The organism is Micrococcaceae bacterium Sec5.7, from assembly GCA_039636785.1.
Lineage (GTDB): Bacteria > Actinomycetota > Actinomycetes > Actinomycetales > Micrococcaceae > Arthrobacter.
On the sequence record CP144169.1, the window covers coordinates 3,080,756 to 3,101,528 of the forward strand.

Annotated in this window: 20 protein-coding genes and 3 pseudogenes; 16 read left to right on the plus strand and 7 right to left on the minus strand. The window is 63.7% G+C overall.

The features are described from left to right. Positions 1-499 precede the first annotated feature (499 nt). Both V3C33_14705 and V3C33_14710 read left to right on the plus strand, forming a co-directional pair. Positions 500-649 carry a hypothetical protein gene (locus tag V3C33_14705; protein XAS66721.1) on the plus strand — a complete coding sequence of 50 codons (150 nt, stop codon included), beginning with the start codon at positions 500-502 and terminating at the stop codon, positions 647-649. Continuing rightward, positions 649-1,311, plus strand: coding sequence for a DUF2064 domain-containing protein (locus V3C33_14710; protein XAS66722.1), 663 nt, complete (start codon positions 649-651; stop codon positions 1,309-1,311). Before V3C33_14705 ends, V3C33_14710 begins: the two co-directional genes overlap by 1 nt. A 1,170-nt stretch (positions 1,312-2,481) precedes the next feature. Here V3C33_14710 and V3C33_14715 read toward each other — a convergent pair. Further along, positions 2,482-3,582 carry a hypothetical protein gene (locus tag V3C33_14715; protein ID XAS66723.1) on the minus strand — a complete coding sequence of 367 codons (1,101 nt, stop codon included), beginning with the start codon at positions 3,580-3,582 and terminating at the stop codon, positions 2,482-2,484. A gap of 405 nt (positions 3,583-3,987) precedes the next feature. On the opposite strand from V3C33_14715, the pseudogene V3C33_14720 reads away from it, so the two are divergent. Beyond that, positions 3,988-4,557, plus strand: a pseudogene (locus tag V3C33_14720) (IS21 family transposase). A 356-nt stretch (positions 4,558-4,913) separates the two neighbouring features. Here V3C33_14720 and V3C33_14725 read toward each other — a convergent pair. Next, positions 4,914-5,285, minus strand: a pseudogene (locus V3C33_14725) (IS21 family transposase). A 163-nt stretch (positions 5,286-5,448) separates the two neighbouring features. Here V3C33_14725 and V3C33_14730 point away from each other — a divergent pair. Then, complete coding sequence (locus V3C33_14730; GenBank protein XAS66724.1) at positions 5,449-6,063, plus strand: hypothetical protein; 615 nt, start codon at positions 5,449-5,451, stop codon at positions 6,061-6,063. 135 nt (positions 6,064-6,198) lie between these two features. Here the strand turns inward: V3C33_14730 and V3C33_14735 are convergent, their stop codons facing one another. Both V3C33_14735 and V3C33_14740 read right to left on the minus strand, forming a co-directional pair. Further along, positions 6,199-7,578 carry an MFS transporter gene (locus tag V3C33_14735; GenBank protein XAS66725.1) on the minus strand — a complete coding sequence of 460 codons (1,380 nt, stop codon included), beginning with the start codon at positions 7,576-7,578 and terminating at the stop codon, positions 6,199-6,201. A 133-nt stretch (positions 7,579-7,711) separates the two neighbouring features. Further along, positions 7,712-8,101 carry a heavy metal-responsive transcriptional regulator gene (locus tag V3C33_14740; protein ID XAS69751.1) on the minus strand — a complete coding sequence of 130 codons (390 nt, stop codon included), beginning with the start codon at positions 8,099-8,101 and terminating at the stop codon, positions 7,712-7,714. A gap of 155 nt (positions 8,102-8,256) precedes the next feature. Between V3C33_14740 and merA the strand changes: the two genes are divergently transcribed. The 5 genes from merA (at position 8,257) to V3C33_14765 (ending at position 12,684) form a co-directional block, all read left to right on the plus strand. Beyond that, on the plus strand, positions 8,257-9,699 hold the full coding sequence (gene merA, locus V3C33_14745) for a mercury(II) reductase (GenBank protein ID XAS66726.1): 1,443 nt from the start codon (positions 8,257-8,259) through the stop codon (positions 9,697-9,699). A gap of 29 nt (positions 9,700-9,728) precedes the next feature. Beyond that, positions 9,729-10,415 (plus strand): organomercurial lyase MerB, encoded by a 687-nt coding sequence (gene merB, locus V3C33_14750; GenBank protein XAS66727.1) that lies wholly within the window; start codon positions 9,729-9,731, stop codon positions 10,413-10,415. Continuing rightward, positions 10,412-11,005 carry a TlpA family protein disulfide reductase gene (locus V3C33_14755; GenBank protein ID XAS66728.1) on the plus strand — a complete coding sequence of 198 codons (594 nt, stop codon included), beginning with the start codon at positions 10,412-10,414 and terminating at the stop codon, positions 11,003-11,005. Before merB ends, V3C33_14755 begins: the two co-directional genes overlap by 4 nt. A gap of 13 nt (positions 11,006-11,018) precedes the next feature. Beyond that, positions 11,019-11,963 carry a cytochrome c biogenesis CcdA family protein gene (locus tag V3C33_14760; protein ID XAS66729.1) on the plus strand — a complete coding sequence of 315 codons (945 nt, stop codon included), beginning with the start codon at positions 11,019-11,021 and terminating at the stop codon, positions 11,961-11,963. A 406-nt stretch (positions 11,964-12,369) separates the two neighbouring features. Beyond that, on the plus strand, positions 12,370-12,684 hold the full coding sequence (locus tag V3C33_14765) for a transposase (protein ID XAS66730.1): 315 nt from the start codon (positions 12,370-12,372) through the stop codon (positions 12,682-12,684). A gap of 240 nt (positions 12,685-12,924) precedes the next feature. Here V3C33_14765 and V3C33_14770 read toward each other — a convergent pair whose 3' ends face one another. Further along, positions 12,925-13,569, minus strand: a complete 645-nt coding sequence (locus tag V3C33_14770) for a class I SAM-dependent methyltransferase (GenBank protein ID XAS66731.1) — start codon at positions 13,567-13,569, stop codon at positions 12,925-12,927. A gap of 104 nt (positions 13,570-13,673) precedes the next feature. Here V3C33_14770 and V3C33_14775 point away from each other — a divergent pair, with 104 nt between their 5' ends. Further along, on the plus strand, positions 13,674-14,273 hold the full coding sequence (locus V3C33_14775) for a GNAT family protein (protein ID XAS66732.1): 600 nt from the start codon (positions 13,674-13,676) through the stop codon (positions 14,271-14,273). Positions 14,274-14,532: 259 nt separating this feature from the next. Here V3C33_14775 and V3C33_14780 read toward each other — a convergent pair whose 3' ends face one another. Then, on the minus strand, positions 14,533-15,348 hold the full coding sequence (locus V3C33_14780; GenBank protein XAS66733.1) for an NAD(P)H-binding protein: 816 nt from the start codon (positions 15,346-15,348) through the stop codon (positions 14,533-14,535). An 82-nt stretch (positions 15,349-15,430) separates the two neighbouring features. Between V3C33_14780 and V3C33_14785 the strand changes: the two genes are divergently transcribed. The 6 genes and pseudogenes from V3C33_14785 (at position 15,431) to V3C33_14810 (ending at position 19,931) form a co-directional block, all read left to right on the plus strand. After that, positions 15,431-15,844, plus strand: coding sequence for a helix-turn-helix domain-containing protein (locus V3C33_14785; protein XAS66734.1), 414 nt, complete (start codon positions 15,431-15,433; stop codon positions 15,842-15,844). 132 nt (positions 15,845-15,976) lie between these two features. Beyond that, entirely contained in the window at positions 15,977-17,077 is a 1,101-nt protein-coding gene (locus V3C33_14790; GenBank protein XAS66735.1) for an IS30 family transposase, read from the plus strand. Between the two features lie 89 nt (positions 17,078-17,166). After that, entirely contained in the window at positions 17,167-17,577 is a 411-nt protein-coding gene (locus V3C33_14795) for a recombinase family protein (GenBank protein ID XAS69752.1), read from the plus strand. Positions 17,578-17,832: 255 nt separating this feature from the next. Then, positions 17,833-18,537, plus strand: coding sequence for a class I SAM-dependent methyltransferase (locus V3C33_14800; protein XAS66736.1), 705 nt, complete (start codon positions 17,833-17,835; stop codon positions 18,535-18,537). 481 nt (positions 18,538-19,018) lie between these two features. Next, positions 19,019-19,309 carry a hypothetical protein gene (locus V3C33_14805; GenBank protein XAS66737.1) on the plus strand — a complete coding sequence of 97 codons (291 nt, stop codon included), beginning with the start codon at positions 19,019-19,021 and terminating at the stop codon, positions 19,307-19,309. Positions 19,310-19,568: 259 nt separating this feature from the next. After that, positions 19,569-19,931 (plus strand): annotated as a pseudogene (locus V3C33_14810) (transposase domain-containing protein). 176 nt (positions 19,932-20,107) lie between these two features. Here V3C33_14810 and V3C33_14815 read toward each other — a convergent pair. Further along, positions 20,108-20,521, minus strand: a complete 414-nt coding sequence (locus tag V3C33_14815; GenBank protein ID XAS66738.1) for a nuclear transport factor 2 family protein — start codon at positions 20,519-20,521, stop codon at positions 20,108-20,110. Positions 20,522-20,773: the final 252 nt, after the last annotated feature.

Consider the following 20,773-nt stretch of genomic DNA (forward strand, 5'->3'; position numbering starts at 1 on the left):
GGCCGGGCATCGACGTTGTCGGGCCCTGCCCGAAGGAGGCGGCCGCGCTCCCGCATGTTCTGGCGGGGTTACCCGCCACCTGCGGCCCCGTCGTGGTGGATAACGGACCCACAGACGGTTCCGCCGCCATTGCCCGCGCACCCGGGGCCACCGTGGTGTCCGAGCCGCGGACGCGTTTCGGGCGGGCAGCCCACGCCGGGTTGCCCGCCGCAACATCGGATGATGTGGCATTCTGCGATTGCGACGGGTCGATGGGCGGGGAGGACCTGCGCCGCGTTGCCGCACCGGATCCGGCGGGACGGCCAGATCTGATGCCGGGACGACGACCAGCCCGGGGCTCCTGGCCCTTTCACGCCCGGCCGTCGAACGCCGTCCCGGCTCACCGGCTCCGACGGCGCCTGAACATCAGCATTCACGACCTCGGCCCCATGCCCGTGGCCTCACGCCAACGCCCCCTGGACCTGGATCTGCAGGACCCGCGCAGCGGGTACCCTTCGAAATGATCCTCAAGGCCGCGCGCGCCGGGCGGAGGATTGAGGATATCCCGGTTGGTTACCGGCCACGCACCGGACAGTCCAAGGCCACCGGCACCGTACGGGGCGCCATCACGGCCGTGATCGACGTGTCACGCCGGCCGCGGAACAGCTGATGCACCCGGCCTCCCCGCTCACCATCGTCGTCATGGCCAAGGAATGCCTACCCGGACAGGTCAAGACCCGGCTGACGCCGGCCCTGAGCCATGCCCTGGCCGCGGACGTTGCCGCCGCGAGCCTGGATGACACACTGTCCACCGTCGCGGCCCTGCCCGTGGCACGCCGGGTCCTTGCCTACACCACCGACCGACGCCCGGCCCTGGCTGCCGGCTTTGAACTGTTTCGACAACCCGACGGCGGCCTCGACCAGCGCCTCGCCGCCGTCTTCGATGCCGCCCGGGAATACGGGTGGGGAGCCACGCTCCTGATCGGCATGGACACCCCCCAGCTTCGAGCCGGTCACCTCCGGGCCTGCCTCAAACCGGCACCCGGCGTCGACAGCTGGATCGGCCTGTCCGGTGACGGCGGCTTCTGGGCGTTGGCACTGCGCAACCCCGACGGGGACCTGACCCGCGGCGTGCCCATGTCCGCGCCAGCCACCGGAGCCCGGCAGCTCGAACGCCTGCTCCAGGCCGGTCACCGGGTCCGTCTGCTCCCCCAACTGACCGACGTGGACACCATCGGCACCGCGGTTCAAGTCTCAGAACAAATTCCCCACAGCCGATTCGCCCGGGCACTGCAGGCAGCACTGGCACACCGCCCGGCCGTAAGACCATGAGACCCCATTGAAATCCGGGCATTGCGGGCTGCTTGGAAGGAGAAACCATATGAACAACGCACCGTCAGTCATTGTGTTTGATGTGAACGAGACGCTTTTGACAATGTCAACTTGAGTGGAGACCACTTTGGCAGCCTGACTTGAGCCCACCTCGCGAATAATCGAGGCTGACTCTTGACCCGCCACCGCAACCCGCGCACCGTCCTGCGCTACATCAAACCCGGCGCCGAAGCCGTCACAGAAGTCACCGAACTGCTCGACGTCGCGCCACCCAGACGCTGAACCACCACCCGCGACCCCAGATCAGGCTGGTCGGCCATATCCGTCGCTCTTCTTCGGCGCCAGGCCGGAACCCCCTCGGCGAAGGCCATCGCCGAGGTGACCGGCAGGCCTGGGGCCTGGGGAGGATCGGTGCGGGATCCGGCGATAGGCCCTTGGAGACCCATGCGATCCACGGAACCCGTCGCTTATTCAGAGATCCGCAAACGGGGTCCTCCTCGATGTGGAACAGAAGGCGCTAAGGACTGTTTCTGTTCCATGCATCCTCAGGTCCCAAAGCGGTTCGATCCACGGGCCAGGACGGCCCAGGAATCGGGAGCCGCCGGGTATTCCGGGTCGCACGGCGGGAGCGCAGGCTCTGTCGACGGCGGAAGAAGGCCAGAGCAGCCCCAAGCCAGTACCCGCCGATCTGTGGTCGGGTCCACTATCAGTCAGCCGCCGCTGCCTTCAATGGTTCTTCCTCCGATGGGGCTTGCGAGAGTGACATAGCCGACCAGTGTCATATTTTGAGCCGTGCAGGGTTCTCCAAATGTCTCGGCAATGACTATCAGCTTGATTGAGGTCTCGGTTTCGCTCACCCGAACTTTCCGAGGAACGGTGCAGGACTTCTGCGACGAGCTGAGATAGATGCGGTTAAGCGTTTTGTCGACCTTGACCAGCGACCATGGGAGAGTCGCTCCGGGGGCAGCCGTCGAATTGTCTCTAGGTAACTCGTTCCCCTCCGGCCGGATGGAGGTGGGCAGCTGGGAGCCCGTGGGCTCGGATGTTGCAGGAACTGTCGGACCAGGCGCACCCCCGGTCGAAGGAGCGCAAGCCGTGAGGGCGCTGAGAGCCATTGCGACAGCCATAAGCGCCGCGAGAGTGATGCGCCTGGTCCGATTCATGCTGATCCTATTGGGCTGGGGAGACACCGAAGATTTTCTGCTGCAGACCCACGTCCGCAAACCACACTGTGTTGCCTCCGTTTGACAGACCGCTGATCGTACCGGCGATCTTTACGCCATCTGAGACTTTGAACACGACCGGGCCGCCACTATCCCCGGACTGCACTATCATTGTCGGTGCATTGGCACTGTCAAGTCCACAGACGTGAGTTCCGTCCGTATATGTAATGCACGCGTTGATGAAGTCTACGGTGCCGCCACAGGCGTATCCGGTGAACGATCCGTCGGTGCATACCGCCATTCTCGGCGTCACCGTGACGGCACCTCGCACATGCTCCTGTGAGATTTTTCCTGTCCAGATATTCGGCGAGTAACTAGCGCCGGAGACCAGTTCACTATCAATCCGGTTGTTGCCCCACTGAACGTTAGTGACGGTACCCATTTGGTAGTTGGACCAAACCGTGGTTCCGTCAAAATAGCCCTGATACCACAGAGTGTTGATCGGGGCGCAGTGCCCGGCGGTCATCATATACGTTGGCGCTCCGTTCCCGTAGGGAGCGGTGGCGGTGCATTGGAAGATCCACCATTGCCCATTGATCAGCTGGTAGCTGACAATCCTGTCGCCTCCATAGAGTGGCGGGCTGTCAATAAAGGGGGGATAGAAGCCTGGCGTTGGGCTGGAGCTAATGGTGGCGGTCGTGGAAGGAGGCGCACCCGCCGTTGCTGGGGATTGTTTCTTTGGCTCGGTGGGGGCCTTACCGAGCGGCGGGGGAGTCTTGCCTGCAAGTGTTTTCTTGACGGTTGGCTCGACGAGCGCGTGTTGGAAGACCTTGACGTTGTTCCCCAGGGCGGCTTTTAGTGCCTGCAGTTCGTTTCCGCGGACGCTGGTGAGCCCAACCTGAATGATGCCGTCGGATTCAGCCCAAACCGAAAGCCGATCGGAGAAACCGTTGGCTGCGGCGGCTGCGGGGACTGCGGTCTCGAAATCAGCCAGGCCGGGCGGGGCGGTTGGGGCAGCGCTTACGACTCCCGGAGCAACGGTTACCAGTCCAGCAGCGAGCGACATCACGATAAAAGGCACAATGAATGTGCGTCTGAAGCGGCGCATTTTCGTCAACTTTCTCGAGTGCAGATGAGTTGGCGTCTCGCCCTGAAAATGCGCTTGACCGATCCCCCAATGTGATCACATTAGGCCCGGCCTCGTTCCTTTACAATTGCTTCGTCAAATATTTTGACCATTCTTATTATGTCGAGTTCTCGCACTCCGGCAGTGTTTGGGACATGCGGTTGGCTCGTTGGCGAGTTCGCCCGAGACAAAATAGTCGTTCTTCTTGCATTCAGGGCATACCTGGCTTGAGGTGTACCGGATGATTATGGCAGCTTGATTGGGTACCGCTTTGGCAGTTTGCTCGGAGCCCATCTTGCGGCTCGCCGGAAGATGAATCGCAGTTTCAATTGAGCCCACCCCACCATTGATTTCATCAAAGTGTTTTTCCAACGATGGAAGGCGGTGATGGGGTTAGGGGTGGAATTGTTTGAACGGATCGGTCGGGATGCCCGTGTCGAGGTCTATCAATCCACAGGCTTGCCGGAGAGCATGGTGTATCGCGGAGGACGGTGCGTCAGGCTGGCTTCGGCTGAACCCCCTGGGAGAAGGGCTCCGGTCCGTTCAGCGCCACGGCGGGACCGATTCAACCCGTGAGGGGATGCTGCGACTGATCTTGATGCTCCGCTGAAGCAGCGTCATACGGCCCAGTGTGTTTTTGACCGGCTGGTCGATGAACACGGGGCCGTGATTTCGTATTCAACAGCGCGTCAGTATGTGAAGGCCCGCCGCGCTCGGATCGAGTGCGAGGCGGGGAAGACATCGCTGGATGCATTCATCCCTCAGGAACACGCCCCGGGCGCCGAGGCTGAGGTTGATTTTGGTGAGGTCTGGGTCGATCTGGCCGAAGTGCGCACGAAGTGCTACATGTTCGCGTTCCGGCCCTCATACTCGGCAAAGCCGTGCACCGGACCGGACCAGGGCCAGGAGGCCTTTCTGGAAGGCCATCTTGACGCGTTCGCCACGATCGGCGGCATCTCGACCCGGAGGCCATCGCCGAGGTGACCGGCAGGCCTGGGGCCTGGGGAGGATCGGTGCGGGATCCGGCGATAGCCCTTGGAAACCCATGCGATCCACGGAGCCCGTCGCTTATTCAGCGATCCGCAAACGGGGTCCTCCTCGATGTGGAACAGAAGGCGCTAACGCCTGTTTCTGTTTCATGCATCCTCAGGTCCCAAAGCTGTTCTATCCAGCCTCAGATCCCTCTGGTGGCGCTACCGATGGTTTTCGTTCCGATGTTCCCCACAGGCCTGGGCTCCCTGTTTGATGTGGTTCGCGCGCGGCCAGTTGTAATCGCCCGTGAGGTTAATGTGTTCCCATCCCAGGGGCGAGAGGTCGACTTCAGCCTCAGCACCCGGGGCGTGTTCCTGAGGAATGAACACCTCCAGAGATGTTTTGCCTGCCTCATACTCGATCCGGACCCGGCGGGCCTTCACATACTGGCGCACCGTCGAATACGAAACCTCTGCCCGGTGTTCATCGATGAGGCGGTCAAAGATCCGCTGAGCGGTATGCCGCTGCTTCCGCGGCGCAACCAGATCCTGCTTCAGCATCTCGTCAATGGCAGGCTTGAACTGATCCAGCTTAGGGGCGACCCGGACCGGGGTCTTTCGGCTCGGCGGTTCCGCTGATGCCAGCGCCTGACGAACCGTTCGCCGCGCAACACGATACTTCTTTGCCAATCGCCGAATGGACAAGCCATCCATTCGGGCGTCCCGCCGGATCTGAGCAAAAACATCCACTCGACTCCATCACTGCCTTCCACCATCGGAAAAACACTCTGACGGAATCAACGGTGGGGTGGGCTCAAGTGAAACTGCGATTAATGCTCCGGCGAGTCGCGAGGTGGGCTCAAGTCAGACTGCCAAAGTGGTACCCACTCAAACTGCCATAACCACGCTTTCGGACATGTCCCCGATGGGTGCCCGGTTCGCTGACGTCGGTGCCGAAGTGCTACGCGGGTTGTTGGGACGTACGGCGTTGGACAGGGACCTGGACGGCGCGGTGGAACATGTCATGGGTGGCATGGCAGCGCTCGGACTGCATCCGGATGTCGCAGACGGTGTCCGGACACTGAAGTCGGCAGGCTACCGGCTGGTCACCCTGACCAACGGATCCCCGCAGGTCGCGGAAAAACTGTTTGCGCATCACGGGCCTCGGCGGCCTGGCCCAGGCGTTGGCTCCGGCCGGGCCGGTGTAGTCCACGTCAGGCAGCGTCCGCAGGGCCGGCAGCCCGGGCTGCGTGCTCCCGGTGGAAGGTGTGTGCCGCGGCGTAACCGAGGTGCACACCCCGGTTCCTTAGGCGGTGGGCTCGGGGGCTGCGGGGAGGTCGAGTTCCGTGCCGGCGTAGTGGTTGAAGTAGTTGGTGAACAGGTTCGCGGCGATGTGGGCGAAGGCCTCGGCGAGGTCCTCGTCGCGCCATCCGGCGTCGAGGGCCGCCCACCAGACGGTGTCGGAGACGTTGCATGCCGGCGTGGATGTTGAGCAGCTCGCCCATCTTTTTCGCCAGCTTGGGTTCTGACCTGTAGGGGAACGGTCGTTGGCGCTATGGATTCTGTTTGGGTTGCATGGTTCGGGAGTTGCTCGATTCGGTGACAGGCACTGCGGCGGGGCTTGCCGTCACCGCTTTTCCCGCTCTGAAGCGGGGCTGCGTCGTGACCATACGACGACGGGTATGAGAAACAAAGCCAGGATGCCGCCGCCGAGAGAGAGCACGGCGTAGCTGGAGTCGGCCACGATGATACCCGAGAGACCGCCCCCGGTGGCGCCGGCCAGGGCGATGAGGACATCGACCGCTCCTTGGGTCCTTGCCCGCGTCTCAGGGGCTGTCGCGTCAACGATCAGGGCGGTGCCGCTGATGAGTCCGAAGTTCCATCCCAGCCCCAGCAGGGCAAGGGCGATCATCAGGACGGTCATAGAGTCCGACGGTGCAACCGCGGCGACGATTCCTGCTGTCAGCAGTGTAAGGCCGGACGCGATCGCCATCGGAATGCGGCCGATCTTGTCAACGAGTACACCGGTCACGAGTGAGGGCAGATACATCGATCCGATGTGCACGCCGATCACAATGCCAACCTCGGCAAGGCTGTGGCCGTGCTGCCTCATTTGGACCGGAGTCATAGTCATGATCGCGACCATGGCAACCTGCGTGAGCACCATCACCGTCGCGCCGACAGCGACGCCCCGGTTCGTTGTTTCCGGAGCTCCCGGCTCCGCGCTGGATGGGGTAGTGGAGGTCGGCTCGTTCAGTGCGAGTGCTTTCGCGATCATGAAGGGGTCCGGCCGAAGAAATGCCAGGAGCACGAATCCTGCGACGAGGTATGCGGCGGCGGCCAGCAAAAACGGGCCGGCAAGGGCCGGGATCCCCAGAGAGATTGCAATCCCACCCATGGCGTCAACGAGGTTGGGGCCGGCGACCGCACCGACAGTGGTGGAGACCATGGCGATGCTGACCGCTGTCCCGCGCTGTTGGGGTTGGGCGAGATCTGTTCCGGCGTAGCGGGCTTGCAGGTTTGTCGCGGTTCCCGAGCCGTATATAACCAGGGCCACGAACAACAGCACGATGTTGTTGTTGACCGCGGCCAGAACCACGCCTGCGGCACCGATTCCGCCGGCGAGGAAACCGGCTGTCAGGCCGGTGCGCCGGCCGAAACGCTGGGAGAGCCGGCCGACCAGCAGGGCCGCGGCCGCCGAGCCGAGGGTAAACAGGGCAGAGGGCAAACCGGCAAAACTTCCGGTGCCGAGCATGTCCTGAGCCAGCAGGGCACCTACCGTGATGCCTGCGGCCAGGCCGGCGCCGCCGAAAATCTGAGAAGCGACGACGATGAGCAACGTGCGCCGGTACAAACCCTGCCGCTTCTCCGCGGAGTCCGCATAGGAGCGGAGCGTCACATCCCTGTCGGCCACGGCGTTGTGTGGAATGCCGGTCCGGGGTGGGTGGGACTGGTGACCCTTCGTTCCCGTTTCTGCCTTGAGTCCGTCGCGGTTGGGCCGCTTCATGGGACGGCCTTCCTGCTGGTGTCCGGTGTAGTTGGCAAGTGGTCGGTTCCGCGCATCCGTCCGGCCACGATGATTCCGGAGACGGCGGTGAGGGCAGCTTCGGCCCGGGGGTTACCGGCCGGCGGGGTGGTTTTCAGGGGTAGTTGCAGATTCGTCCGGGATCGCAGGTTGCGGGGTCTGCTCCGGCCGCCACCTCATGAAGGTCTGCCACCGTCGCCCGCAGGGCGGTCAGTTCGGCGATCCGGGTATCAAGTTCGGCCAGACGCAGGGCCAGCAGGTCCCGCACATGGATGCACGGGGCCTGGCCGGCGTCGCGCAGGTCCAGGATTTCCTGGATCTGCGCCAGGGTCAGCCCCGCGGCCCGGGCACGGCGGATGAAACCCAGCCGGCCGACGGTCTCTTCCCCATATTCCCGGTACCCGTTGGAAGCGCGGCCGGCCGGGGGCAGCAGTCCGCGGTCCTCGTAGAACCTCACGGTTTTGGCCGTCACACCGGATGCCTCGGCCGTTTCCCCGATGCGCATCATGAACCTCTTCCACCTGGCCCGGCAGGAATCACCGGCTTGACCTTCCAGTCTAGGGGAAGGTGCAGACTGGCGGTAGAAGAGGGACGGGCCCGGGTCCGAAACCGGAGTCTTGGTCCTTGAAGGTACGTGTTCGTCACGATTTTGGAGGTTTCATGCCCGAAGCATCAGCAGCTGTTTTTGACCTGGCGGTCGTCGGTTCCGGCGGGGGTGCGTTCGCGGCAGCGATCCGGGCCACCAATCTGGGAAAGCGTGTGGTCATGGTGGAGCGGGCCACCATCGGGGGAACCTGTGTGAACACCGGCTGCGTGCCCTCCAAGGCCCTGCTGGCGGCCGCCGACGCCCGTCAGACGGCCACGGACGCTGCCCGGTTCCCCGGGATCTCCGCGTCCGTCCGGCCGGTGGACATGCACGCGCTGATCACGGGCAAGCGTGAGCTGGTCGGGGCGCTGCGCGCGGAGAAATATGTGGATCTGATCGGCGAGTACGGGTGGGAACTGCGCCAGGGAAACGCCGCCTTCACCGGCACCCCGGAGGACCCGTCCCTGGAGATCACCGCCCCCGACGGAAGCACCACCACCGTCCGGGCAACCCACTACATCATCGCCACGGGTTCGGCCCCGTGGGCCCCGCCCATCGACGGGCTGCAGGAGACCGACTACCTGACCTCCACCACCGCCATGGAACTGGACGAAGTCCCCGAATCCCTGCTGGTGCTGGGCGCCGGCTATGTGGCATTGGAACAGGCCCAGCTTTTCTCCCGGCTGGGCAGCAAAGTCACCATCCTGGCCCGCACCCGGCTGGCCTCCCGGGAGGAACCGGAAGCCTCCCGCACGTTGGCCGGCGTGTTCGCCGACGAAGGCATCCGGGTCATCCGCCGGGCCACGCTCTCTTCCATCGGCACAGACCCGGTCAGCGGGCAAGTCGTGGCCGACACGCTCAGCTCCGGTGCCCGGGAAGAAATCCGTGCCGCCAAACTGCTGGTGGCCACCGGCCGGCAGCCCGTCACCGACGGGCTGAACCTGACCGCCGTCGGGGTCAAGACCGGGGACCGGGGCGAGATCATGGTCAATGACATGCTCACCAGCACCAACCCGAGGATCTGGGCCGCAGGGGACGTGACCGGACACCCCGAATTCGTCTATGTCGCCGCCTACCACGGCTCCCTGATGGTGGAGAACGCGTTCAATGACGCGAACCGCAGCGTTGATTACCGGCACCTGCCACGGGTCACCTTCACCACCCCGGCCGTGGCCGCGGTCGGCATGACCGACGAGCAGGCCCGGGAAGCCGGCATTGCGTGCGATTGCCGGGTCCTGCCCCTGGACTACGTACCCCGGGCCCTGGTGAACCGGGATACACGCGGCTTCATCAAGATCGTCGCGGACTCCCGCACCGGGCGCATCCTGGGAATCACCGCCGTCGCCCGGGACGCCGGGGACCTCGCCGCCGCCGGGGTCTACATCCTGGAAGCAGGCATGACCGTGAATCAGGTAGCGAATATGTGGAGCCCTTACCTGACCATGGCCGAGGGCATCAAAATCGCCTGCCAGTCCTTCAGCACCGACGTCTCCAGACTCTCCTGCTGCGCCTCCTGAGAACACTCTTACAAGAAACGGGGATCACCATGGATACCACCGACCTGACCAAGCTGACCGGCCGGCTCACGACCAACTGGCTCTTCGGGCCGCTGCTGCGGCTGCTGGCCGGCGGCCAACCGGTCACCGTCCGCCAGCTCGCGGACGCCACCGGACGTACACCTGATGATGTCGAGGACGCCCTCGATGAGCATCCGGATACCGAACACGACCCGGAGGGCCGCATCGTCGGGCAGGGCCTGACCCTGAACCCGACCCCGTACCGGTTCAGGACCCGAGGCAGGACCCTGTATACATGGTGTGCCCTGGACACCCTGATCTTCCCGGCCATCCTCGACGCACCAGCTGTCGTGGAATCCTCCTGCCACGCCACGGGCGCACCCATCCGGCTGACCGTGGACCCCACCGGCGGGGTCAGCGGCGTTGAACCGTCCGGGACCGTCGTCTCCCTCGTCACCCCCGACGGGAAAGTCCCGGTCCGGACCGGCTTCTGCAACCAGGTCCGCTTCTTCGCCTCCGCACACACCGCCGGACCCTGGCTCGACGCCCACCCCGGTGCCACGGCCGTGCCCGTTGACGAAGCCCACGCACTGGCCCGCCGGCTCGCCCGGGACCTGGCCACACCGGCCGGCGCGCAGGACTGCTGTCGGCCGGGCCGCGGTGATACTGCAGTCGGAGTCGCCAACGCAACAAACGAAGGACACCACCGATCATGAAGACTTCCCCTGCACCGGGCACAGCAGGGCGCACCGGTTCTCTGCGCCGGGCCACCGGTCTGGCCGGCCCTGCTGCCATACTTCTTGCAGGGCTACTGCTGGCCGGGTGCGGAGCACCTTCCACGCCCGCCGGTCCAGCCACCGCCGGGCCCAGTTCCGGGGCATCCGCTCCCGCATCCTCAGGTGCGGCCGCGGCCGGATCCGTCCAGGTACAGACCCTCGGCGGTGCGTCCCTGACGATCCCCACCGGCCATCCGACCGTCCTGTACTTCTTCACCGCCTCCTGCGGGAGTTGCGTTGCGGGGGCCAAGGCCGTCGCCGCGGGCCTGGCCAAAGCCGCCCCCGGGGCGCAGGCCATGGCCGTCGATCTTGACCCCGGCGAGCCCACCGAGACCCTGACCGCGTTCATGAGCTCCATCGGTAACCCGCCCCTGACGTTCACCCGCGACGACGGCACCCTGTTGAAGAAATTCAACGTCGACGCCCTCGGACTGACCGTCGTGCTCAACGGGGCCGGGAAAGAGGTCTACCGGGGCGTGGACCCGTCAGCGGACCAGATCGCCCAGGCCCTCGCCGCGGCCGGATCCTAAGGAGAACCCGGCCATGACAGGAATACTGGCCTTCGCCTTCGGCGCCGGCATGCTTTCCACGGTCAACCCCTGCGGGTTCGCCATGCTCCCGGCCTTCCTGGCCTACTATCTCGGCCAGGACACAACCTCCCCCTCCGGTCAACGCTCGATCCTCCGCCGTGCCGTCAACGGACTGCGCGCCGGCGTGCTCGTCAGCCTGGGCTTCGCGGCCGTTTTTACCCTCACCGGGCTGCTCGTCGCGCTCGGACTGCACACCCTCATCGGGGCCGTCCCCTGGGCGGCCGTCCTGATCGGTGTCCTGCTCGCCGCCGCGGGCATCGCCATGCTTGCCGGCCACCGCGTCGGCCTGACCCTGAATTCCAACCGGATCAACCGCCCGGGCCGCGGACCCGGCGCGATGATCGCCTTCGGCACCGCCTACGCCGTCGCTTCCCTGTCCTGCACCCTGGCGGTGCTGCTGGCCGTCATCGCCCAGGCCCTGGCCACCGGAAGCACCGCCACCCTGATCACTGTTTTCATCGCCTATGCCGCCGGTGCCAGTACCATCCTGATCCTGCTGGCACTCTCATCAGCCCTCGCCAGCGGGGCCCTCACCGCGGTACTCCACCGGGCCGCGCGTTACATACCGCGGATCGCGGGCGCCGTCCTGGTAATTTCCGGCGGTTACCTGATCGCCTACTGGGCCCCGGCCCTGCTCACCGGTCAATCCAACCAGGCCATCGCCGGCACAATGAACGCCCTATCATCCACCCTCACCGGAGTCATCGGAGCGAATACCTATCTGATTGCGGTCCTCGCCCTCACCGTCACCGTCATCGTGCTGCTGGCAGCCCTCCGGGCACGCCACCGCACCACCGGGACGGACAAGGACAACAAACCCCTATCGGCCGGTGCGCCCCACCAACGCCCAGCCAACGAGGACCCGCCCACGTCTGCAAGATCGGATCCACCACGCTGAAATACCACCCGCAGGCCACCGGTGGCCTGCACGCCCGGCTCCTGGAACGAGGGGACTGGGCTCCCCGGGCTCAGCGGACGAGAACAAGCCCGCCGCAGACGGCACCGTCGAGTACCTTAATGGGGTGGCTTGTGGATTAGTGGAATATTCGACGCAAAGGCCCTTTCGGGCATCGTAGTGGTCTGTATTTGCCGGGTTTGATGCGGTTCGTGCGGGGCCAGATGTAGTCGCCGGTGAGGTTGATGCGTTCCCGCCCGAGTGGTGGGAAGTGCTGGTGGCCGAACGATTCTTGTGCAGAGGACTGTAAACATGGATTTGTCCGAAGGCGTCTTCATACTCCAACATGTTGGGCAGGAGTCCCCAACACGAACCTGCGTAGGCTACCCGTCGGCAACGGCGGATTCGGGTGTCCGGCATCTGCCACCCCACACGTGGTCGGCGCGGCGCGGGCGGCTGCCCCGAACCGGGGCGATCGGGCACCTCGATCCGGGGCGACCACCCCTCCAAGAAGGGCAACAAAAGCCTCAAACGGGCGTTCTTTCTCTCCGCCTTCGCTGCGCTGAAAGACCCCCTGTCACGGGCCTACTACGACCGGAAACGCGCCGAGGGCAAACGCCACAACCGGGCCCTGATCGCTCTCGCACGGCGCCGCTGCGACGTCCTGTTCGCGATGCTCCGCGACGGCACACTCTACGACGGGCCCGCACCCCGAACTGCCTAACCGCACCGGCGCCGCACTGACGGAATGACCCTGTCAGTGCGGCGCGCCCTGCCCGAAAACCACTCGACCCGCCCGGCAAGAAAACCGGTCCCAATTGCTTGACAAAAAACATAGGGACACCCCCCCCGGATCATTAACGACTGGGGGAATTAATCATGCCGGGACCGACAGGCCAACAACCCCGATTCTCACTCAATTAGGGGCTACTAAAAAGGTAACGGGGGTAGGAGGGCTAGTGGTCTACAGTTTGCGCGCTAGAACAAAGGCCTGAGGTGTTCTCTCGAATTCGTCGGGTTCACGAAGGAGTTGAGCTTGAACCTCGATCCCAGCGTTACGGAGCATGGCGGCGATGCGGTCGGGCGGCAGCCGGTAAGCGTCGAGTGCTACGTCGTGTCCGTACGCCTGCTTAATGTGTCGGGGCTCCTCACCGGTCTGGAAGGCGAGCAGCAGGATTCCGCCGGCTGCAAGTACACGGCTGAACTCTGCGAACACCACCGGCAACCGCTCCGGCGGTGTATGGATGATTGAGTACCATGCGACAATTCCGCCAAGCATGCTGTCCGCCAGGCCCAGTGCTTCCATTGACCCCTCGTCAAATCGAAGTTCGGGGTATTCCCGACGGGCGACTGCGACCATCTCCGGTGACAAATCAATCCCGAACGTCGTCAGCCCCAGAGAATGCAGATGTGCCGTAACTCGGCCCGGCCCGGAGCCGATATCGGCAATCGTTCCGCTCCCGGCATCCTTTGCTAGTTCGGCAAATGCCGCGAGCATCGCGCGGTCAAATGGTTTAGCCGCCAGCTCGGTGCGCAGCAGCTCGGAGTAGTCAACGGCCACGGTGTCGTAGGCCGCGCGCGTGGCGCCCACGTCGATGGGTTCAGTCATGCACAGAATCCTATTCGTACTTCTCAATTGTGGGTTCGGCGTGCCGCATTGACCGTCCCGCTATCGGCTCGATCATGGGAATCGCGACGAGGTAGGGTGCACTAATGACGCTGCCTGGCATCTTCACGATCAAGCCGACAATCGAGGGTAAGCACGCGAAGCTTCGTCCGTTCACGCCGGCTGACATTGAGGCGATGGGGCTGATCCTTTCTGACCCTGAGATGCTCCGGTTTACCGGATCAGTGCACACGACCGCCGAAACGGAGGGCCGAGCCTCTCGACTGGACGCACCCACGCGGCGCTGGTACGAGACTCGGGCGGACCAAGCCGATCGGCTCGACCTTGCAATAGTGGACCAGGTGACCGATAAGTGTGTGGGCGAAGTTGTGTTGAACGAATGGAGCGAACACAACGACGCATGCAACTTCCGCATTTTGATTGGGGCAGTTGGCCGCAATCGCGGTATCGGTTCGGAAGCAACCCGAATGGTTGTCGACTACGCGTTCCGAGCCACCAGCCTCAACAGGATCGAGCTGGACGTGTACGCGTTCAATCCGAGGGCACGCCATGTCTATGAGCGCAGCGGGTTCGTTCACGAAGGGCGGAAGCGTGCGGCGCTCAAGTTCGACGGTAAGTATGTCGATGCAATCGTCATGTCCGTACTCCGCTCTGATTGGGAAATAGAAAACCGACTGACCTTTTAAGGTTCCCTCTTCGGCCAGGACGGGCACGATCAGTCAACCCCCACAGCCCTCGGCTAAGGGCTGGCCAAGACTTAGTGTGGGCGGTGGCGCGGGCGGATCGTGAGATATCCGTGGTACTAAAAAGGTAACGGGGGCCGGCCGCGGACGCAGCCTGGGACGCGACCACCGCCTCACACCATGGCCCGCGCCGGTCGGAGTCTGGCGGCGACCCTGACCCAGGGCCACCCATATGGCCCTAAGGGTGGCCCTGGACCGGCATTTACCTCGACCCGGCTCCTTGGGCGACAGCAGCCGCCACGGTCAACGGGTCCCGGGGCGCCCGTCCAAGAAGCTGGGCGATGTCATCGGTGGTTCCGTCAAGGAAGCCGTGGGCGACGGCGGCGTGGATGGACAGCAGCATGGCCGGTTGGAACGGCAGGAGCCCGGCGGTGTTCAGAGACCGCCGGAGGTCCCCCAACGTGCCGGGCCGGTAGATGGCCCCCACTTCGTCGGCGACCTCCAACGCGGAGATCGCCCGCGTGCCGACCAGGTTGTAGGTTCGTCCGGCATGTGGCTGGGGATCCTGCGCGACGAGTGATGCTGCGTCGGCCAGGTCCTGGCGGGCGATCGCCGCCACCCGTCCGTGGCCGAACGGCGCCGTAATTGCGCCGGATTCAGGTGCGAGGAGTTGTCCGATCAGCTCGGCGTAGAGGCCGTTCCGCAGGATCGTCCAGGGAATGGTGCACCGCTTGAGGCGCTGTTCGGTCCACCGGTGGGCCAGCGCAAATCCCAGGTGGTCTCCGCCGTCGGCCAGGCTCGTGTAGATGATGTGCTGCACGTTGCCGCGTTCGGCGGCGGCAATGACGTTTTCGTGCCGGGCGACGACGACGTCGTCCTCTGCCGTGCCGGCGGAGACGATGACCAGCGTGTCCACGTCACCAAAGTTCAGAGTGGCGGGGTCGTCGAAGTCGAGCAGTCGAAGGTGCGGATCGTCGCCCGGCCGGCGGGTTCCGCCAATCGCTTCACAGCCGGCCTGTGAAAGGTGCTGGAGGATTGCCTGGGCGAGCTGGCCGGAGGCTCCGGTAACGAGAATCATGTATTGGCTTCCTTCGCTGGTTCTTTTCGGTAACTAGACTCATCCTCGGTAACTATCTGGACCTGCACAAGGAGGCACTTTCGTGTTAGACAGTCACACCGAAGTAACCGCAGCGCTGGATCCGTGCGGCGGCGCGGACCATCCGGATTGCGGGATCCGGGACGTGCTCGACCGGATCGGCGACAAATGGTCTGTCCTCGTCATCGTCGAACTAGCCTCCGGGGTCAGGCGCTTCCGGGAGCTGCAACGCGCCATCGACGGGATTTCCCAGCGCATGCTGACTCTGACGGTCAGGCGGCTTGAACGAGACGGCCTGGTCACCCGGACCGTTTACCCTACGGTCCCTGCGCGGGTCACCTACGAACTCACCGCCCGCGGCAACGGCCTCACCTATTTGGTAAAGCAGCTCGCTGACTGGTCGTTGGAGCACAAGGATGCCATTGGACGATCAAGGGACCTATACGACGAGGAGAATCCAGACCACGGGATCCGGTAGCCGTCGAATGGAGTGACCGCTCAGGGTTCCTTGGGTTCTTGCGGTGATTGCAACACTTAGCGGATGGGTGTTGTCATGGCGGGGTATTCAATTTATTTGAGGCCGGATCTTTTGCAGGTTTTTTGGTCCGGGATGCAGGCGGGTGATTTCATCACCGAAGCCGTGGCTCCGATCAATACGAGCCGGCGGACTGGGCGCCGGGTTCTCGCGGAGGCCGGGGGTGTCAGGCCCCGGCGGGGCCGGGATCTGAAGGGCCGTTGCCTGACCTTCGCCCAGCGAGAGGAGATCGCGGTGCTGCGCGCCCAGGGACGATCATTGCGGCAGATCGGGGCCGTGGTCGGCAGAGCGGCGTCGACGGTGTCCAGGGAGCTGCGGCGCAACTCGGTGGCAGGATTGCCCTACCGGGCGACGTCGGCTCACGCGCTGGCGTATGAGCGGGCTTCGCGGCCGAAACCGGCGAAACTGCACACCAATCCGGTGTTGCGTGCGAAGGTGGAAGGGGACCTGAAAAAGAAGTACTCACCGGAGCAGATCGCAGGACGCCTGCAGGTTGAGTTTCCCGATGAGCCGGAGATGCGGGTGTCACCTGAGACCATTTACCAGTCCCTCTACGTTCAGTCCCGCGGAGCACTCAACCGCGATCTGGCCGCGTGTTTGCGCACCGGGCGGGCTATCAGGCAGCCCTGCAGGAAGGCCGGCCAGCGGAAGAACCGGATCCCGGGGATGATCAATATCTCCGAACGCCCACCCGAGGTTCAGGACCGGGCCGTGCCAGGGCATTGGGAAGGGGATTTAATCATCGGCAAGGGGAATCAGTCCGCGATCGGGACGCTGGTCGAGCGGACCACCAATTACACGATGCTCGTGCACCTGCCGGACGGGTACAAGGCCGAGCAGATGCGTGATGCGCTGACCGCGAAGATCAAGACGCTCCCCGAGGCGCTGCGGCATTCCCTGACCTGGGATCAGGGCATCGAGATGCAGGACTGGAAAACCGTGAAGATCGACACCGGCATCGAGATCTACTTCTGCGACCCGCACTCGCCCTGGCAGCGCGGCCTCAATGAAAACACCAATGGCCTGCTGCGCCAGTATTTCCCCAAGGGCACGGACCTGAGCATCCACAGCGCCGCAGATCTCGACTGGGTTGCCCAGGAACTCAACGACCGGCCGCGGAAAAGACTAGAGTTCAGGAAACCGATCGAACTGATCGAAAACCTCCTGTTGCAATGACCGCCTGAATCCGCCGTTCCCTAAACGGAACGGCAAAACCGCCATTTCAAGCTGCGATTTAACCGCCAAACGACGTTAACAGTCACAGACTGGGCCGTGGCGTCCGGGACACCCTGAACCTCATCCACGACCTGGCAGGCCGTGGCGTCGGAGTCCGGAACATAGCCGACCCGATCCGCGTTGATTCCGCCAATCCAGAGGATCCCATGTCGCAGCTGGCAGTCGTGATGCTCGCACTCTTCGGCCAAATGGAACGAACCTACGCGATCGAACGCGCAGCCCACGCGCGTGCCGTCGCTGCTGCTAAGGGCAAAAGGATCGGCCGGCCCAGCGTGGTCGATCCAAAGAAACTCGCCTACGCCGAACACCTTCGTGACCAGGAGGACCAGTCCATCTCCGAGATCGTCAAAGCCACGGGTATCACCCGCTCCAGCCTCTACCGCCACCTGCCGACCCGTTCCCCAGAGACACTGACCGCCGATAACCAGCAGAACGCCTAAGAGAACGGCCCCAGCGTCCGTGGCTTAGGGCGGTGTGGTGCCCCCTGTGCTCGACGCGGCTGGCCATAATGCTCATCTCGAACGCCCGGATCTTACTGCCGCGCTAGTGAAAGATTGGCTCGTACGGACCAGCGCGTCTGCCCTGTGAGGGATCGGCTATCGGACATAAGCCTCGGCGAGTAACGATGACGTAGCACTGGTAGGCTCCAGACCGTGGTCGTTCCACTCTGAGATCTGACGAACCTGGGGGTATAAGTGCAGGCCAAGACCAACGATTTCGACAGTTTCGCCGAGGCCTATTCGGCGGACAACGAGACCAATCTTGTCAATGGTCACTACGAACGACCAGCGATGTTGGACCTCGCCGGAGACGTGCGCGGTCGTCGAGTCCTTGACGCTGGTTGTGGCTCCGGACCGTTAGCTGCGGCACTCCAAACTCGGGGCGCCACCGTGACGGGCTTCGACTCCAGCGCGGCGATGGTCGAGCTAGCCCGGCAAAGGCTTGGCGAGGCGGCAGAACTGCATGTTGCCGACCTCAGTCAGCCGCTTCCGTTCGCCGATGGTGCGTTCGACGACGTGGTCTCATCGCTGGTCCTCCACTATCTGCAGGACTGGACCGGACCACTCGCTGAGCTACGGCGAGTGTTGAGGCCTGGTGGCCGCCTCATCCTGTCGGTTCACCATCCCTTCATCCATAAGATGAGCAACCCCGACGCCGACTACTTCGCCCTCACCGAGTGGTCGGACACGTACGCGTTCAGTGGTCAGCCAGCCGTTCTCACCTACTGGCACCGGCCGTTGCACGCGATGACGGATGCCTTCACTGATGCGGGCTTTCGAGTCGCGGTCATCAGTGAGCCGCCCGTCTCGCCAGAGACGCCGAGAGAGATGCTCCCACCACAGTTTAGAGACCGGAGATCGTTCTTGAGTTTCATCTTCTTCGTGCTGGATGCGAGCTGAAGCTACTCAACTCCCACCCCGGCCCACGAGTCGCACGCTGTCCAGATAGGGATCGCTTAACGGGCACCAATGGCGATATCTAGCCCTGCAAAAACGCCCCTACGTATCGCCGTGAATCACAGCTGTAGCAGCTGCCGTTTGGTGCAGACGACTCCTGAAAATGACAGTTCCCGTTTGTGGCTAAAACGTTCGAATACGGCACATCATGAACGAGCCGCTGGGCGGCTTCAATGTCCAGTCCGGGTTTGCTCGTGCGCTTTCCACGTTGCCGCGGGTTGGAGGCGATGTCCGCAGCAATGTATCCATTCAGATTGACCTTGCACTCGCACGTTGTTGGGTCCTTACTGGTGGAAGGAACCCGAACCATCCGGTGCTGCTTGCCGCGCGGCAACGTGTATTCCCGCCATACGCGGTCAGTGCACTGCGTCGAGGACTGAAATGGTACGCGGGCTCCGGCCAAGGAACTATTGGAGGAGGATCGATGTTCGCCCGAGTCAGCACCTATAAAACCAGCCCCGAAACCATCTCGGATGCACCCACGGAGGAAACGCTTAAGCGGGTGCTTGAAATCCCCGGATGCCGCGGGATCTATTTCCTGAATGGAAAGGAATCCGACAAGGCCCTGTCCATCACCCTGTGGGACACCGAGGAAGCTCTCACTGCGAGCCAACAGGCCGCCAACAGCATCCGCGCGGATACCAGCAAGGAGCAAAAAATCCAGATCCTTGAAGTGGAAGAATTCGAAGTCACTGCCAGCAACCTCCAAGACTGAACGTCCGTCTCCGGCCGGCCGGGCAGCGGAAGTCGTTCGCGCTGCCCCGCCGCGTCACCGGGGCATAGACCAGCAAGGCCTACCGGACGTGGACCCGGCGCCCAACCCGGCGAACCAGGGCCAGATTCCCACGCCCTGAACCATTCGTCCGCTCCGGGCCCGCAAGAACCGAATCACACCGGCCGTTCAAATCTCCCATGAAAAAATTGGGCTAGGTACAATACCGTTTACTTAAGCTTCTGTCCGTTAATCTTCGGGCATGGCTCGTAGTGGTTGGGTGAAGCCGGAGAATCCTGAGCGGTTGAACGATCATGTGTCGTTGGGCGTGCTGACCCGCGTCTTTCCTCCGGCCATGGTGGACAAGGTGGTGGCCCGGGCCGGGGCCGGGCAGCTCCGGAACCGGTTGCTGCGTGCGCGTTTGATGGTCTATTACGTAATGGTGCCGGCCCTGTTTGCCCAGGGCTCGTACGAGGAAGTGATGCGTTCTTTGCTGGCCGGTCTTGATTAGATCAGCGGCCGGTTTGGTGGTTGGCAGATGCCGACGAAAGCGGCGATTTTCAAGGCGCGTGCCCGGTTGGGTTCGACGGTGATGAGTGACCTCTCTGCCGAGGCGGCCAAGCCGCTGGCCGTGCCGGGAGGGCCTGGTTTCTACCGGTCCTGGCGCCTGGTCAGTGTTGACAAGCTCCCGAGCTTGGTTGGGTCGTCGCCTCCGCTCCATTCCCATCTCAGTCATTAACAGGAACACGCCCACCACAATGATTGAGAGCCTCGGCATTATGGACACCACCAACAAGAGACTCACGTGCTGCCAGCGGCCATCCTGTCGATTTGGGCGTCGATCCCGCCCGCGTCGCGGACCAGCTCGGTGTAGATACGGCCGGAACGGAACTGCCCGTTCTCGACTTCGAAGATGTTCACGCCGACAAACTCCATCCGGCTTCCGTCGCGGCGGCGGCCCTCCATCCGCCCTTCCATCCAGACATCGGTCCCGTCCTGAACCGCGCGCAGGATCGTGGCGGTCAGGTCCGGCACATCCGCGAAGAGCCGCTGGAAGTTGCGCCGGGCCGCGGCGCGGCCGTGCACCGACTCGCCGCGCCGTGCCGGCGCCTCGTCGGCATAGTCGATGGTGAAGCAGTCCGCCGCCGCATCTAGGTCATGACGCGACAGAGCCGAGACCCAGCGGTCCGCGACCGAGACCGGAACATCGTCCATGACAGGCATTGTAGCGCGAACGACTCCGAGCGAACCAGTCCCCGACGAGACTCACGTATAGTGCTCGCGAAATGGGGTGCGTGCCTCATCTGATAAATGCTCGCGAAATGCCGGTGGCCGCCCGGGTGCTGCGGTGTGCTTGGCGGATGGGTCAGTTGTCGATGGGTGCGCGTCGGGAGATCACGAAGAAGCATGCGGCCGAGTATGGCCGCCTACGCGGCACCGGAACCGCCACCCCAACTACGAAAAAAC

Coding starts and splice junctions, on each gene's coding strand:
- V3C33_14790 (XAS66735.1), top strand. CDS start 15,977: ATGCAGGCGGGTGATTTCATCACCGAAGCCGTGGCTCCGATCAATACG.
- V3C33_14755 (XAS66728.1), top strand. CDS start 10,412: ATGAAGACTTCCCCTGCACCGGGCACAGCAGGGCGCACCGGTTCTCTG.
- V3C33_14760 (XAS66729.1), top strand. CDS start 11,019: ATGACAGGAATACTGGCCTTCGCCTTCGGCGCCGGCATGCTTTCCACG.
- V3C33_14805 (XAS66737.1), top strand. CDS start 19,019: ATGTTCGCCCGAGTCAGCACCTATAAAACCAGCCCCGAAACCATCTCG.
- V3C33_14770 (XAS66731.1), bottom strand. CDS start 13,569: ATGACTGAACCCATCGACGTGGGCGCCACGCGCGCGGCCTACGACACC.
- V3C33_14780 (XAS66733.1), bottom strand. CDS start 15,348: ATGATTCTCGTTACCGGAGCCTCCGGCCAGCTCGCCCAGGCAATCCTC.
- V3C33_14715 (XAS66723.1), bottom strand. CDS start 3,582: ATGCGCCGCTTCAGACGCACATTCATTGTGCCTTTTATCGTGATGTCG.
- V3C33_14735 (XAS66725.1), bottom strand. CDS start 7,578: ATGAAGCGGCCCAACCGCGACGGACTCAAGGCAGAAACGGGAACGAAG.
- V3C33_14740 (XAS69751.1), bottom strand. CDS start 8,101: ATGCGCATCGGGGAAACGGCCGAGGCATCCGGTGTGACGGCCAAAACC.
- V3C33_14705 (XAS66721.1), top strand. CDS start 500: ATGATCCTCAAGGCCGCGCGCGCCGGGCGGAGGATTGAGGATATCCCG.
- merB (XAS66727.1), top strand. CDS start 9,729: ATGGATACCACCGACCTGACCAAGCTGACCGGCCGGCTCACGACCAAC.
- merA (XAS66726.1), top strand. CDS start 8,257: ATGCCCGAAGCATCAGCAGCTGTTTTTGACCTGGCGGTCGTCGGTTCC.
- V3C33_14775 (XAS66732.1), top strand. CDS start 13,674: ATGACGCTGCCTGGCATCTTCACGATCAAGCCGACAATCGAGGGTAAG.
- V3C33_14710 (XAS66722.1), top strand. CDS start 649: ATGCACCCGGCCTCCCCGCTCACCATCGTCGTCATGGCCAAGGAATGC.
- V3C33_14815 (XAS66738.1), bottom strand. CDS start 20,521: ATGGACGATGTTCCGGTCTCGGTCGCGGACCGCTGGGTCTCGGCTCTG.